Source organism: Rhodoplanes elegans, assembly GCF_016653355.1.
Taxonomy (GTDB): domain Bacteria; phylum Pseudomonadota; class Alphaproteobacteria; order Rhizobiales; family Xanthobacteraceae; genus Rhodoplanes; species Rhodoplanes elegans.
In genome coordinates this window covers 1-13,613 of record NZ_NHSK01000301.1, presented here as the reverse complement: position 1 = coordinate 13,613, position 13,613 = coordinate 1, and the positions used below count along the sequence as shown (strand labels likewise).

Here is a 13,613-nt window from a genome sequence, read left to right as displayed (position 1 = left end):
CTCGGGCTCGGTGGGCAGCTTGCCGCCGGCCGAACCTCGCCGAGACCGTGGTCCGCACGCTCGGCGAACGGATCCGCGGCGGCGTCTACCGGGCCGGCGGCAAGCTGCCCACCGAGCCCGAGCTGATGGCGGAGCTGCGGGTCAGCCGCACCGTGGTGCGCGAGGCGATGTCGCGCCTGCAGGCGAGTGGCCTCGTCGCCACCCGGCACGGCGTCGGCACCTTCGTGTGCGAGAGCCCCGCGGGGCCGGTGCAGATCGGCACCGTCGTCACGGTGCAGGACGTGCTCGCGATGCTGGAGCTGCGCATCAGCCTGGAGACCGAGGCGGCGGCGCTGGCGGCGCGCCGGCGCAGCGACGAGCACCTCGACGCCATGCAGCGCGCCGTCGAGGCGTTCGAGACCGAGATCGCGGCCGGCCGCAACGGCGTCGACCCCGACTTCCGTTTCCACATGCAGATCGCGCTCGCCACCGGCAACCGCTTCTTCGAGACGATCTTTCGCCAGCTCGGCACGGCGACCATCCCGCGCACCCGGATCGACACATCGACGCTCGCCGCCGAGACGACCGAGTCCTACCTGTCGCGCACCAATCGCGAGCACGAGGCGATCCTCGACGCGATCCGCCGCCGCGACGCCGAATCGGCGCGCGCCGGCATGCGCATGCACCTCGCCAACAGCCGCGAGCGGGTGCGCCGGGCGAGCGAGACCGCAGCGGAGCGGCCGCCGGGCGCCGGCGGCCCCTCCGGCGCGGCGCGCTGACTCACCCCGATACCGTTCCACGGCGATGATCACGGCCGTTTGATCGTGGGATCCCACTGCGGACAAATCCCGCGGCGCGAAGCGGCGTAGAGTGCCCGGCTGAGGAAACGCATCCGAGAGACCAGGACGGAGGTGCAGACACCACCGGGAGGTTTCGATGGCGACCTATCAGATCCGCTTCTTCAAGCGGCTGCTCAGCTCCGACGGTCACCCGTTCTGCTGCCTTCAGGACCGGCTCGAGGTGAGGAACGCGGATACCCCCGAATGCGCGGTCGCGCGGGCCGAGCGCCGCTACGAGCGGCTCAAGAACGTCTCGCAGTGGGACCGCTGGGCCGATGTCGTCGAAGTATCCGAAGTCGTGCGTCGCAGCTCGGCCCGCCGGCGGATCGGCGGACGGGCGGGGTGACTCAGTAAAACCGTCGAGCGATTGGATCGACTCGCCCCTCATGGTGAGGAGCGCTCCGAAGGAGCGCGTCTCGAACCATGCGGCCCGGACGCCGCCGCCACGCCGGAGCGTCGCGGCGGGCCGTGCGGACTATTCCGCGATGATCCGCTCCGGCACCGCCTGATAGGCGTCGGCGTGCTGCACGGCGGCCGGGCGCGCTTTGGTGCCGGGCATGACCTCGAAGCGGGGATCGAAGTCCACCATGGTGGCGGCGAGCTTGGCGAGCACGCTGACGTCGCCCTGCACCTTGGCGGTGCCGTCGGCGATCTGCGCCTCCAGGGTCTTGGCGCCCATCATGGTCTGCTCCAGGGCGGCGCGGTCGATGGTCAAGGTCAGGTCCGGCTTGTCGGCCTGGAAGCCGGCGATGCTGGTGAGGGTGGCGTTCTCCAGCTCGACGATGAACTTCTCGCCGTTGTCGGGCGTGACCAGATTGATGGTGAAGCGCAACCCCTCCGCCTTGCGGCTGTCCATGCGGATTGCGAGAAAGTTCAGGAACAGCTCCGTGGTCATGGCGCGGATGACGTCCGGGCTCGAGGAGCTCGCCGCCTCGCCGGTCGGGATGCCGGTCCGCAGCTCGTAGGCGCCGGACAGAAAGCTGTTGCGCAGCCCCGGATTCTCCTGCTGGTAGCCGATCTGCTCGAAGATGTCGGCGAGCAGCTCCTTGGCGGCCTGGTTCCCCGGCTCGGCCTGGACGAGCTTGTTCACGATCTCCTGCGCGAGCAGATAACGCCCCTCGGCGTGCAGCTGGCGCCCTTTCGCCAAAATCTTGTCGGCCCCGCCCATCATCTCGACATACAGCGGCGCGCTGTCGGACGGCGACAGCGGAATCAGGGTCGCCGGATTGCAGTCCCAGAAGCCGAGAAAGCGCTGCACGACGCCGCGGGCATTGTGCTGGGCGGAGCCGTGATAGCCGCGGCACTCCCACTTCTGCTGCAGGCTCTTCGGCAGCGCGTAGACATTGTGGATCTGGTTGATCGTGACGCCCTGATTGGCGAGGTGCAGCACCTGGTTGTTCATGTGGGCGTAGAGGTCGCGCTGCGCCCGCAGCACCTCCTGGATGCGCGCATTGCCCCAGCGCGGCCAGTGGTGCGAGGCGAACATCACCTCGGCCTCGAGGCCGAAGCGATAGAGCGCCTCCGCGATGTATTTCGACCAGTTCAGCGGATCACGCACCTGGGCGCCGCGCAGCGTGTAGATGTTGTGGAGCGTCGCCGTGACGTTCTCGGCCATCCACAGCGCCTTCAGGTCCGGCAGGTAGGTGTTCATCTCCCGCGGCGCTTCGGTGTTGGGGGTGTTCTGGAAGATCATCCGCACCCCGTCGACCTCGATCTCCTCGATCGGCTTCTCGACGAAGCGGGTCGGCGCGATCAGCCCGACCGAGCCGGCCGAGACGCGCTGCCCGAGGCCCTGGCTCACGAAGCCGTGCGGCGCCACCGGCAGCAGCAGCCCGTATTGATAGAACAGCCGCCGGTTCATGGCGTTTCCAGCATAGACGTTCTCGGCCACCGTGTGGGCCATGAAGTCGGCCGGGGCGATGATCGGCACCTTGCCGGCGCGCACGTCCGCCTCGTTCAGAAGGCCGCGCACCCCGCCCCAGTGGTCGCCATGGGTGTGCGAGTAGATGACGGCGGAGATCGGCAGACCCTGCCCGACATGCTGCTGGAACAGCTTCCAGGCGGCGCGTGCGGTCTCCGCGCTCACCAGCGGATCGAAGACGATCCAGCCGGTCTTGCCGCGCACCATCGTGAGATCGGACAGGTCGAAGCCGCGCACCTGGTAGATGCCGGGCACGACCTCGTAGAGCCCGTAATTGTTGTTCAGCTTGGCGATGCGCAGCAGCGACGGATGGATGCTGTCGAACTCGCCGGGCGCGTCGAGAAAGCGGAACTGCTCCATGTCCCACGCCACATGGCCGCCGTCGGCCATGATCTTCATGTCCTTCATCGGCGCGATCAGGCCGCGCTTCTGCTCCTCGAGGTCGCGCGCGTCGGCGAAGGGCAGCCCGTCGCGCGCCCGCGTCAGAACCTCGGTGGTGTGGCGCGACGGCGCCTTGCCCTTCGGGTGGAAATGGCCGGTGGCCGGCGGCGCCGGCTGGGACTGGGGCTGGGCCTGGGCGGGCCGGTCGCCCGTCGCCAGGCTGCCGGCGACACAGAACGCGGCACCGAGCGCCGGCACCGCCTGAACGAAGTCGCGTCGCGTGGTCATGTCGGGGTCTCGCAATGGCAGGGGGACGAAACCTGCGGAGGTACCCCGCGACAGTCCAGACACGTGCGTGTGAGGGGCGGTCGCGGCGCGCCCGGCGCCTGGACGAGTCAGTGCGATTCTTTATGGGCGATGACGGCCCCTCCTTCTGGGTCCCGGATCACGGCGCTCTGCGCCGCGCCCGGGACACGAGGCTGTGAGTCTCGCGAAGACGCCGCCAGCTCAGCGGTTGTAGACCGGCACCGGCCCGCGAAACGCCTCCCACACGGCGTCGCAGGCCGCGACCGTCTCGGGGCTCAGCGGGCCTTCGCGGCAAGCCATGAGGTTCTGGTCGAGCTGGTCGGGGCGCGAGGCACCGAGGATCAGGCCATCGGCGGCGGTGTGGTGCAGCACCCAGGCGAAGGCGAGGCTGACCAGCGAGCGGCCGGCCTCCGCGGCGATCGCCTTGAGGCGCTCCACCGCCTCGAAGGTCCGCGGATGCCAGTAGCGGTCGGCGTAGAGCGACTTGCCCCAGAACGCCGTGTCGAAGCGCCCGCCCGCCGTCACGGCGTTCGGGTCGTGCTTGCCGGTGAGCAGGCCGCCGGCGAGCGGATTGTAGACGAAGCTCGACACGCCGAGGCGCTTGGCCATCGGCAGGTACTCCTGCTCGATGCCGCGCGCGATCAGCGAGTACATCGGCTGCGACACGGCCGGCGGCCGCCAGCCGTTCTTCTCCGACAGCCAGAACATCTCGCAGACCTGCCAGGCCGCGTAGTTCGACGTCGCCACGTAACGCACCTTGCCGGTCTTCACCAGCGCGTCCATGGCCGCGAGGCTCTCCTCGATCGGCACGGCGGAGTCGGGCTGGTGCAGGTAGTAGAGGTCCACATAGTCGGTGCCGAGCCGCGTCAGGCTCTCGTCGATCTGCCGCAGGATCGCCGCGCGCGACAGCCCCTGCTGGTCGGCCCCCTCGCCCATCTTGTGCTGCACCTTGGTGGCGAGCACGACGTCCTTGCGCCGCGCCCCCAGCGCCCGCCCCAGGATCTCCTCGGACCCGCCGAGCTGATAGGCGTTCGCGGTGTCGAAGAAGTCGATCCCCTCGTCGAGGCAGCGCGCCACCATGCGGTCGGCGGTCGGCTGGTCGACCGGCTTGCCGAACGTCATGGTGCCGAAGCACAGGCGCGAGACGGTGAGATCGGTGTGGGGAAGCGAGCGGCGGTCCATCGCGATTGCCTTTCCGAAATGCCGCCCCTCCTTGCCGCCGCGACGGCATGAGCGCAATGGGGGCGGACGCATCGGCTGATGGACGCCCGGCGCGGATCGGCCCGGTCGCAGCCCGGACGTGCAGCGCTGCGCCTTTGCCGCCGCCGTGTTCGGGCGTTAGGAAAGGTCTGCGCATCGCTCACCCGTATCAACGAGTCCCGCCGTGCCCGCATCGTCCTCGCCGCTCTCGCCCGTTCCGACCACCCTCCTGCCCTCCGGCGAGGCCGTGCCGGTGCTGGGGCTCGGGACCTGGGGAATGGGCGAGGGACTGCGCGCGCCCGACAAGGAAGTCGCCGCGCTGCAGCTCGGCATCGATTTCGGCATGACGCTGATCGACACGGCCGAGATGTATGCCGACGGCGGCGCCGAGGAGGTGGTGGCGCGCGCCGTCGCGGGCCGACGCGACACGGTCTTCGTGGTGGACAAGGTGCTGCCCGGGAATGCCTCGCGGACCGGCACCATAAAAGCCTGCGAGGCGAGCCTGAAGCGGCTCGGCACCGACCGCATCGACCTCTATCTGCTGCACTGGCGCGGCGGCGTGCCGTTCGAGGAGACGATCGCAGCGTTCGAGACGCTGCAGCGCGCCGGAAAAATCCGCCACTGGGGCGTCAGCAATCTCGACACCGACGACATGGAGGAGCTTTTTTACCTGCCCGGCGGCAGCGCGGTGGCGACCAACCAGGTGCTGTACAACCCGACGCGGCGCGGCATCGAGTTCGATCTGCTGCCCTGGTGCGAGCAGCGAAAGATCCCGGTGATGGCCTACTCGCCGATCGAGCAGGGCCGCGTGCTGAAGCATCGCGCGCTGGTCTCGATCGCGGCGCGTCACGGCGCGACGCCGGCCCAGGTGGCGCTCGCCTTCGTGCTGCGCCGGCCCGGCACCATCGCCATCCCGCGCGCCGGCAACGAGACGCACGTGCGCGAGAATCGTGGCGCCCTCGACCTGACCCTCGACGCCCAGGACCTCGCCGCGCTCGATCGCGCCTTTCCGCCACCGCTTCGCAAGACGGCGCTGGAGATGCTTTGAGACACGGGATGCTGTGAGAAATCTCCGGCTCCGCTGCACTGCGGCACGTTGATGCCGCAATTGGCGGCGACAGGTCCGCGGGGCGGCCGCCCCACCCGGCCGGGGCGTCGTCTCGATCCGAGGTCCCACCGACGTCCCGGCGGGTGGTGGCGGCCGCCGTGAATCCCCGACCGCGATCGGCTATCCTGGCGTGCGCGATCGGGCCGTGCACCCGACCGGCGAGCACGGACATTCTGCACGGCGCGCCCTTCGACGCGAAGGGACGGGCCGTCGCGACGACGGGGAAGCGACCGCGACCATGCTGAGCAAGAAGGAGCGGGTGGCCGCCGTCTCGGTCGCCGCGAGCGGCACGCTCGCCTGCGCCAAGTTCGTCATCGGTGTCGCGATCGGCAGCCTCGCGCTGATCTCCGACGCACTGCACAGCCTCATCGACCTCGGCGCCACGCTCGTCACCTGGTACGCAGTGCGGGTCTCCGACAAGCCGCCGGACGCCAGCCATCACTACGGCCACGGCAAGGTCGAGAGCCTCGCCGCGCTCGCCGAGACGGCGCTGCTGTTCCTGCTCGCCGGCGGCGTCGCCGTGGAGGCCGTGCAACGCCTGCGCGAGGGCGGCAGCGCGCCGACCTTCTCGCTCCTGCCCTTCGGCGTGCTGGCGATCGAGATGGTCGTCAACGGCTGGCGCGCCCACGTGCTGAAGAAGACGGCGCGCGAGACCGGCAGCCAGGCCCTGGAGGCCGACTCGCTCCACTTCGCCTCCGACATGTACGGCTCGGTCGCGGTGATCATCGGGCTCGGGCTGGCGGCGTACGGCTACGGCTGGGGCGACGCGGCCGCCGCGCTCGTCGTCGCCGTCATCATCGCGGTGCTCGGCCTGCGCATGAGCCGCCGCACCATCGAGGCGCTGATGGACGCCGCCCCGCCCGGCGTGCGCGACCGGGTGTCGCGCGTCGTCTCGGGCGTCGCCGGCGTCGTACGGGTCGAGCGGCTGCGGGTCCGCACCGTCGGCCCCCGGCATTTCGTCGATCTCGCGATCGCGGTGCCGCGCACCCTGCCGCTCGATCGTGTCGCCGCCCTCAAGGGCGTGCTGCAGGACGCCATCGCCGCGACGCTCGGCGACGCCGACGCCGACGTGACGATCACGACGACGCCGGTCGCGCTCGACGACGAGTCGGTGCAGGAGCGCATCATGGTGATCGCCCGCAACCGCGGGCTCGCCGTCCATCACCTCACCGTGCAGGCGATCGGCGAGCAGCTCGCGGTCGCGCTCGACATCGAGGTCGACGGCGACATGCCGATGGGCGCCGCCCACGAGATCGCCAGCGCGCTGGAGGACGCCGTCGCGGCCGAGCTCGGCCCCTCGGTCGAGGTGGAGACCCATATCGAGCCGCTGCAGGCGCCCAACATCCCGGGCCGCGAGGCGACGCCCGACCGGGTCGCCGCGCTCGCCCGCACCCTGTCCGACCTCGCCCGCGAGCACGAGCCGCTGCGCAACGTCCACGACGTGCGGGTGCGCGAGACGCCGGAGGGCGAAATCGTGGTGTTCCACTGCCACATCGACCCGGCCCGCAGCGTCATCGACGTGCACGAGGCGGTCGACGCGCTGGAGCGCGACCTGCGCCGGCGCTTCCCCGAGATCCGGCGTGCCATCGGCCACGCCGAGCCGCGCACCGCCGACGCGTCGATCCCGGCGGACGCGCCGGCGGGGTAGCTCGGCCGGCGGTGGACAAACGCGCCGCGCCGGGCTCTTCTGCGGCCCGAGAAAAACGGAGTCGACGGACAGGATGGCCGAGAAGAAGCAAGTCGAGGTCGCCACGCTCAGCTTCGAGCGGGCGCTCGAAGAGCTCGAGAGCATCGTCGAGCGTCTGGAGAGCGGCAACGTGCCGCTGGAGGAATCGGTCGCGATCTACGAGCGCGGCGAGGGCCTGAAGCGCCGCTGCGAGGAGCTGCTGACCCAGGCCGAGGCGCGCGTGCAGAAGATCACGCTCGACGCCGCCGGCAAGCCGAAGGGCACCGAGCCGCTCGACGTCGGGTGACGCACCCGCATCACTCCCAACGCTCCGCGCAAGAACGCCTCGCACCCCCGGAGGCCCGATGAGCTTCTTCCCGGCGAACGACCCCGCCCCCGGCGACGCCTTCGCGTGCGACGCCATCGCGCAAGTGATCGTGCCGCGCACCAGCGACATCGGCGGCTTCGCGGTGCGCCGCGCCCTGCCCTCGGCGCGCCGCCGGATGGTCGGCCCGTTCGTCTTTCTCGACGAGATGGGACCGGCCGAGTTCAAGGCCGGCGACGGCCTCGACGTGCGGCCGCACCCGCATATCGGCCTCGCCACCGTGACGTATCTGTTCGAGGGCGAGATCTTCCACCGCGACAGCCTCGGCACCGCGCAGGCGATCCGCCCCGGCGCCGTCAACTGGATGAGCGCCGGCTCCGGCATCGCCCATTCCGAGCGCACCGGGGCCGAACATCGCCACGGTGGCGAGCCGCTGCACGGGCTGCAGTGCTGGGTGGCGCTGCCGGCCGCCCGCGAGGAGAGCGCGCCCGCCTTCGCGCATCACGACGTGACGGCGCTGCCCGTGGAGGCGGCCGAAGGCAAGACGGTGCGGATCGTCGCCGGCTCGCTGTTCGGCCGCACCTCGCCGCTCGTCACCGCCTCGGAGACGCTGTTCGCCGACGTGACGATGGAGGCCGGCGCGCTGCTGCCGCTCGACCCCGCCGCCGAGGAGCGGGCCCTCTATCTGGTGTCGGGCGCCGTCGACATCGCCGGCGATCGCTTCGAGGCGGGGCGGCTGCTCGTCTTCCGGCCCGGCGACCGCATCACCGTGACGGCGCTGACGCCGGTGCGGCTCGCGATCCTGGGCGGCGCACCGATGGACGGGCCGCGCTACATCTGGTGGAACTTCGTCTCGTCGCGCAAGGACCGCATCGAGACCGCCAAGGCCGACTGGAAGGCCGGCCGCTTCGCCGCCGTGCCGGGCGAGAGCGAGTTCATCCCGCTGCCGGAGTGACGGCGGGCCGCTCGGCCGTGCGGCGACGGGCGACGATGTGCGGCGGCACGAAACGCGACATGCCGGGCCGTCCCCGCCACACCGGGGCGCCTTCGGAGGGCCTCCCATGGGCATCCACGACCGTTTCCGTGACGACGCCGCGATCGCCGTCGACGCGCTGGCCGGCTTCGCCGCGCAGTCGGCGGACCGCGCCGGGCCGGTGATCCGCCAGCCGGCGCTCGGCGATCTCGCCCGCACCCTCGAACTCGACCGGCTGATCGCCGAAGGCGGGCTGACGGGAGAGCGGCTGCGGGCGTTCCTGGCCGACTATCTCGCCGCCTCCACGCGCCTGCACCATCCGGGCTACATGGCCCATCAGGTCGCCGTTCCGGAGCCGCTCAGCGCCGTCGCCGCGCTGGTCGACGGCTTCTGCAACAACGCCATGGCGATCTACGAGATGGGACCGGCGGCGGCGACGGTGGAGTTCGCCGTGCTCGCCTGGATGCTGCGGAAGATCGGGTGGAGCGCGACGCCGGCCGACGCGCCCGCGGCCGAGGCGGACGCGGCCGGCGGAGTCCTCACCCACGGCGGCTCCCTCGCCAATCTCACGGCGCTGCTCGCCGCCCGCGGCCGGGCCGCACCGCGCGCCTTCGAGGACGGGACGCCGCACGATCTGGTGATCGTCGCCTCGCCGACCGCCCACTACTCGGTGGCGCGCGCGGCCGGCATCCTCGGCCTCGGCCAGACGGCGGTCCGTCCCGCGCCCGCCGACGCGGCCGGGCGCCTCGACCCGGACCGGCTGGCGGACTGTCTCGACAGGCTGCGGGACGACGGCCTGGTGCCGATGGCGGTGGTCGCCAACGCCTGCGCGACCGCGCTCGGCCTCTACGATCCGCTGCGCTCGATCGCGGAGATCTGCCGCGCCCGCGGCGTCTGGCTGCATGTCGACGGCGCCCACGGCGCCTCGGTGCTCGTCTCGCGCCGCCTGCGCGACAGACTGGACGGCATCGCGCTCGCCGACTCGGTGGTCTGGGACGCTCACAAGATGCTCGGCAGCGCGACGCTGTGCGCCGCCGTGCTGGTGCGCGACCGGGCCGATCTCGACCTCGCCTTCCGGGCCGAGGCGAGCTACCTGTTCCACGACAAGGACCAGCCCGGCGTCGATTTCATCCACCGGACCGTCGAATGCACCAAGGCCGCGATCGGCCTGAAGGCGTTCTTCGCGCTGGCGGCGGGCGGCGAGGCGGCCGTCGCGGCGACCATCGAGCGGCAGACCGATCTCGCCGCCGCCGCCGCGGCGCGGCTGCGGGCGGAGCCGGGCTTCGAGGTCGCGGTCGAGCCGGAGAGCAACATCGTGTGCTTCAGGCTCGACGGTCCGGACGCGCTGCAGATGGCGCTGCGCCGTCGCCTGGTCGACGACGGCGCCGTCTACGTCTCGACCGCCGAGGCTCTCGGTCGCCGCTGGCTGCGCCTCGCCCTGATGAACCCGGCGACCGGGATGCTGGACATCGAGGCCCTGATCGCGCGTCTCTCCGCGATCAGGGCGGACCTGCGGGCCGAGTTCCGGTGAGACGGGCGACGGACGTCCCGTCGCCCGGTGGCGACGCGCTCAGCGCGTGGTGATCGACTCGCCGACGAAGGCCGGGATGAAGCGCTGGCCGAACGCCTCCTTCAGGCGCGCCATCATGGCGAAGCCGGTGCAGTGATTGGCGGCGACGAATTCCGGATTCCAGGCGACGAGCTGCTCGATCGTCTTGTCCTGCTGGTCCTTCGAGACCGGCCCGAGATGGGTGCCGCCGACGAAGCCCTGCAGCCGGTCGAGCCCGGTCACGGCGAAGCCGTGCTTGACGATGTTGACGAGCCCGGAGTGGCTGCAGCCGCCGATCACGATCAGGCCACGCTCGCCCTCGCAGTAGAGGACGACGTCGTCCTCGATCGGATCCTGGACGTCGCCCTCGTCGCCGCGCAGCACCAGCCAGGTGTCGCCGAACTCGAAGTCGGTGACGCGCGGCACCGTTCCGGAGAACCACAGATGCGGGGTGAGCTTCCGCGGCGTCTCGCGCAGATCCCACACCCCGCCGAGCGAGCGCAGATAATCCTCCGGATAGGGAACGCCGATCGGCCGCCGCCGGCCTCCCGCGACCGAATAGCGATCGCCGAACACTCTGGCGTGCATCACCACCTCGACGTCCTTGCGGGCCTCCTGCAGCACCCGCACGAGGCCGCCGACATGGTCGTAGTGGCCGTGGCTGATCACCACCGTGTCGAGCGTCTGCGGGTGCTTGCCGAGCAACGCGATGTTGCCCGTGACGGCGCCGGTCTGGCCGGTGTCGTAGAGGATGGTCTTGCCGTCGATCTCGATCAGGAAGGCGGCACCGTGCTCGGCCGTGAGCGGCAGCGGCGCGCTGATCGGGACGTTGTTGTCCATCGCGACCGTGACTTTCATGGCAGTTCTCCTCTCAGGCGCCGATGGCGAAGCGGAAGGCCATCAGGGCGGCCAGTCCGACGAAGGCGGCGATGACGGTCGACGCCGTGTAGGTCTTGAACATGTCGGGCATCGACAGCCCGAAGTACTCCTTGACGAACCAGAAGCCCGGATCGTTGACGTGCGAGAAGCCGATCGTGCCGATGCCGATGGCGACCGCGACGAGGGCCGGGTCGACGCCCGGATAGAGCGGCAGGATCGGCAGGATCAGGCCGACGGTCGTGAGCATCGCGATGGTCGCGCCGCCGATGGCGATGTGCATGATCAGCGCCGTGCCCCAGGCGAGCAGATAGGGGTCGATCTGCCAGGCGGTCAGCACCACCTTGAGGGCGGCGCCGATGCCGGAGTCCATCAGCACCTTGTTGAAGGCGCCGCTGGCCCCGATGATCACCAGGATGGCGGCCATCGGCCCGATCGCCTGCTCGCTGAACTCCCGCAACGACGTCATGTCGCGCCCGCGGGAAAGGCCGAGCGTGAAGTAGGACAGGATCGCGGCGATGAACAGCGCCGTGATCGGCTGGCCGATGAAGTTGACGATCGGCATGATCGGGTGCTTGGGGCCGAGCGCCATCTCGAACACGGTCTTGCTGATCATCAGGATCAGCGGGCACAGGATGGTGATCAGCGTCACGTCGAGGCGGGGCAGCGCCTCGTCCGGCAGGGCGGCGATCTGCTTGAGGCGCTCGGGCGGCTGCAGCGTGAACTTGTCGCCGATCATCCGCCCGAAGATCGGGCCGGCGACGGCGGCGGCCGGCAGGCCGACGATCAGGCCGTAGAGGATCACCTTGCCGAGATCGGCGTGCAGGGCGACGGCGACCGCGGTCGCGGCCGGATGCGGCGGCACCACGCAATGCACCGTGAACAGGCCGATGATCATCGGCAGGCCGACCATCACGAGCGACATGCCGGCGGCGCGCGCGACGCTGAACAAGAGCGGCATCAGGAGCACGATGCCGACCTGGAAGAACACCGGGATGCCGCAGATGTAGCCGACAATCATCATGGCCCAGTGGGTGTTGCGCTTGCCCAGCACGCGGATGAGCGCGCGGGCGAGCCGCTCGGCGCCGCCCGAGACCTCCATCATCTTGCCGACGATGGCGCCGAGCACCAGGATGGGCGCCAGCATGCCGAGAAAGCCGCCGATGCCGCCCTCGATCGACTTCAGGATCTGATCGAGCGGCATGCCGGTGGCGAAGCCGACGAAGGCCGTGGTGGTGACCAGCGCCACGAACGGGTGCAGCTTCACGGCGATCGTGAGCACCAGAAGCAGGACGATGCTGGCGGCGAGCACCAGCAGATAGAGTTCGGTTGTCATGGTGTCCTTCCAGCGAAGGCTCCAGCGGGGCGACTGGCGCGGAGGCGAAGGACAGCGCTCCGTGCCCCGGAGCGAGGCACGGCGGGGGAGAGCGGAGGCTCGATCTGCGCCGGTGAGTACGGTTCGAGGATAGGCGCGGCGGCGCGCGGCGCGAACAGGAAGCTTGCTGCGAAGGCACGGGCCCGCTAATCCGTTTTTGTGCGCCCTGCACAAAAGGCGGCGACCATGCACATCAGCCCCGACCTCGCCCAGCGGATCGTCGACATCATCATCCCGGTCGTGCACCGCAACGTGAATCTTATGGATCTGCGGGGCCAGATTATCGCCTCCGGGCATCCGCACCGGATCGGCACCGTGCACATGGGCGCCCGCATCGCCATCGAGCACGGCGAGACCATCGAGATCTTCCCGGACGAGCTCGCCCGCTATCCTGGGGCCCTGCAGGGCATCAACATGCCGATCATCCAGGACGAGCGGCCGATCGGCGTGGTCGGGGTGTTCGGCGATCCGCCCGAGGTGCGCGCCACCGCCCAGCTCGTGAAGATGATCACCGAGCTGGTGCTGGAGCGCGAGTCGCTGCAGCGGGAATCCGGCGCGACGCGCCGGATGCGCGAGGAGTTCACCCAGCTCCTCCTGATGCACGAGGGCGACGAGCTGCCGGCGGCGGCGCGGCGGCTCGCCCGCTCGGTCGGCTTCGACGTCGAGCCGGCCCGGATCGTCGCGCTATTCGTGGCCGACGCCGGCGCCGGCGCCACGGCGGCCGAGGGGGTCGGCAGCCTCGCCGCGATGCCGCTCGCCGACAGCGAGGATCACCTGCGGCGCAGCGGCACGCTGCAGCCGGGCGACTTCGTCGGCACGCTGGAGAAGACCGTGGCGGTGCTGCTCGCCGCGGCCGGCCCGCCGGACGCGGGGCTGCTCGCCCGCGTCCATGCGGTGCGACGGGATCTGGCGCGACGATCCGGGCTGGTGGTGCGCGCCGGCGTCGGCGGGCAGGCCGCGCCGGGCCATTTTCCAGCCTCGTTCCGGCAGGCGCGCTTCGCGCTCGCCCGCGCCGGCAAGCGCCTGCCGGTGCGGGCCGTGACCGAGGAGCCGCTGCTCGCCGACTATCTGCGCGACCGCCTGATGGCCGGCGACGGCGGCGCTGCGGCGCAGCC

At 70.8% G+C, this 13,613-nt stretch carries 12 protein-coding genes; 8 read left to right on the top strand and 4 right to left on the bottom strand.

The annotated features are described in order from the left end of the window. On the top strand, positions 1 to 758 hold a 758-nt coding region (locus CCR97_RS29860), incomplete at its 5' end, for a FadR/GntR family transcriptional regulator (RefSeq protein WP_201160183.1). 157 nt (positions 759 to 915) lie between these two features. After that, the gene (locus CCR97_RS29855) at positions 916 to 1,164 is read left to right on the top strand and encodes a hypothetical protein (protein WP_111355954.1); all 249 of its coding nucleotides are present in this window, start codon (positions 916 to 918) and stop codon (positions 1,162 to 1,164) included. Between the two features lie 129 nt (positions 1,165 to 1,293). On the opposite strand, the gene CCR97_RS29850 is transcribed toward CCR97_RS29855, so the two are convergent. Continuing rightward, entirely contained in the window at positions 1,294 to 3,408 is a 2,115-nt protein-coding gene (locus tag CCR97_RS29850) for an alkyl/aryl-sulfatase (RefSeq protein ID WP_111355952.1), read from the bottom strand. A gap of 219 nt (positions 3,409 to 3,627) precedes the next feature. Beyond that, complete coding sequence (locus CCR97_RS29845; RefSeq protein ID WP_170145709.1) at positions 3,628 to 4,608, bottom strand: aldo/keto reductase; 981 nt, start codon at positions 4,606 to 4,608, stop codon at positions 3,628 to 3,630. 202 nt (positions 4,609 to 4,810) lie between these two features. On the opposite strand from CCR97_RS29845, the gene CCR97_RS29840 reads away from it, so the two are divergent. The 5 genes from CCR97_RS29840 (at position 4,811) to CCR97_RS29820 (ending at position 10,229) form a co-directional block, all read left to right on the top strand. Further along, positions 4,811 to 5,674: an aldo/keto reductase gene (locus tag CCR97_RS29840; RefSeq protein WP_245428743.1), complete on the top strand. Its 864-nt coding sequence runs from the start codon at positions 4,811 to 4,813 to the stop codon at positions 5,672 to 5,674. Positions 5,675 to 5,972: 298 nt separating this feature from the next. Further along, positions 5,973 to 7,382 (top strand): cation diffusion facilitator family transporter, encoded by a 1,410-nt coding sequence (locus CCR97_RS29835; RefSeq protein ID WP_111355948.1) that lies wholly within the window; start codon positions 5,973 to 5,975, stop codon positions 7,380 to 7,382. Positions 7,383 to 7,455: 73 nt separating this feature from the next. Then, a complete protein-coding gene (locus CCR97_RS29830; protein ID WP_111355946.1) occupies positions 7,456 to 7,707 on the top strand; it encodes an exodeoxyribonuclease VII small subunit in 252 nt (83 codons plus the stop codon). A gap of 58 nt (positions 7,708 to 7,765) precedes the next feature. Beyond that, entirely contained in the window at positions 7,766 to 8,680 is a 915-nt protein-coding gene (locus CCR97_RS29825; protein ID WP_111355944.1) for a pirin family protein, read from the top strand. 106 nt (positions 8,681 to 8,786) lie between these two features. Beyond that, positions 8,787 to 10,229: a pyridoxal phosphate-dependent decarboxylase family protein gene (locus tag CCR97_RS29820; protein ID WP_201160182.1), complete on the top strand. Its 1,443-nt coding sequence runs from the start codon at positions 8,787 to 8,789 to the stop codon at positions 10,227 to 10,229. Between the two features lie 39 nt (positions 10,230 to 10,268). Here the strand turns inward: CCR97_RS29820 and CCR97_RS29815 are convergent, their stop codons facing one another. Beyond that, positions 10,269 to 11,105: an MBL fold metallo-hydrolase gene (locus tag CCR97_RS29815; RefSeq protein WP_111359365.1), complete on the bottom strand. Its 837-nt coding sequence runs from the start codon at positions 11,103 to 11,105 to the stop codon at positions 10,269 to 10,271. A gap of 13 nt (positions 11,106 to 11,118) precedes the next feature. Then, entirely contained in the window at positions 11,119 to 12,459 is a 1,341-nt protein-coding gene (locus CCR97_RS29810; protein ID WP_111359364.1) for a GntT/GntP/DsdX family permease, read from the bottom strand. Positions 12,460 to 12,684: 225 nt separating this feature from the next. Here CCR97_RS29810 and CCR97_RS29805 point away from each other — a divergent pair. Next, positions 12,685 to 13,613: CdaR family transcriptional regulator (locus tag CCR97_RS29805; protein ID WP_201160181.1), on the top strand; the 929-nt coding region annotated here is incomplete at its 3' end.

Coding starts and splice junctions, on each gene's coding strand:
- CCR97_RS29810 (WP_111359364.1), bottom strand. CDS start 12,459: ATGACAACCGAACTCTATCTGCTGGTGCTCGCCGCCAGCATCGTCCTG.
- CCR97_RS29835 (WP_111355948.1), top strand. CDS start 5,973: ATGCTGAGCAAGAAGGAGCGGGTGGCCGCCGTCTCGGTCGCCGCGAGC.
- CCR97_RS29815 (WP_111359365.1), bottom strand. CDS start 11,105: ATGAAAGTCACGGTCGCGATGGACAACAACGTCCCGATCAGCGCGCCG.
- CCR97_RS29855 (WP_111355954.1), top strand. CDS start 916: ATGGCGACCTATCAGATCCGCTTCTTCAAGCGGCTGCTCAGCTCCGAC.
- CCR97_RS29850 (WP_111355952.1), bottom strand. CDS start 3,408: ATGACCACGCGACGCGACTTCGTTCAGGCGGTGCCGGCGCTCGGTGCC.
- CCR97_RS29830 (WP_111355946.1), top strand. CDS start 7,456: ATGGCCGAGAAGAAGCAAGTCGAGGTCGCCACGCTCAGCTTCGAGCGG.
- CCR97_RS29825 (WP_111355944.1), top strand. CDS start 7,766: ATGAGCTTCTTCCCGGCGAACGACCCCGCCCCCGGCGACGCCTTCGCG.
- CCR97_RS29820 (WP_201160182.1), top strand. CDS start 8,787: ATGGGCATCCACGACCGTTTCCGTGACGACGCCGCGATCGCCGTCGAC.
- CCR97_RS29845 (WP_170145709.1), bottom strand. CDS start 4,608: ATGGACCGCCGCTCGCTTCCCCACACCGATCTCACCGTCTCGCGCCTG.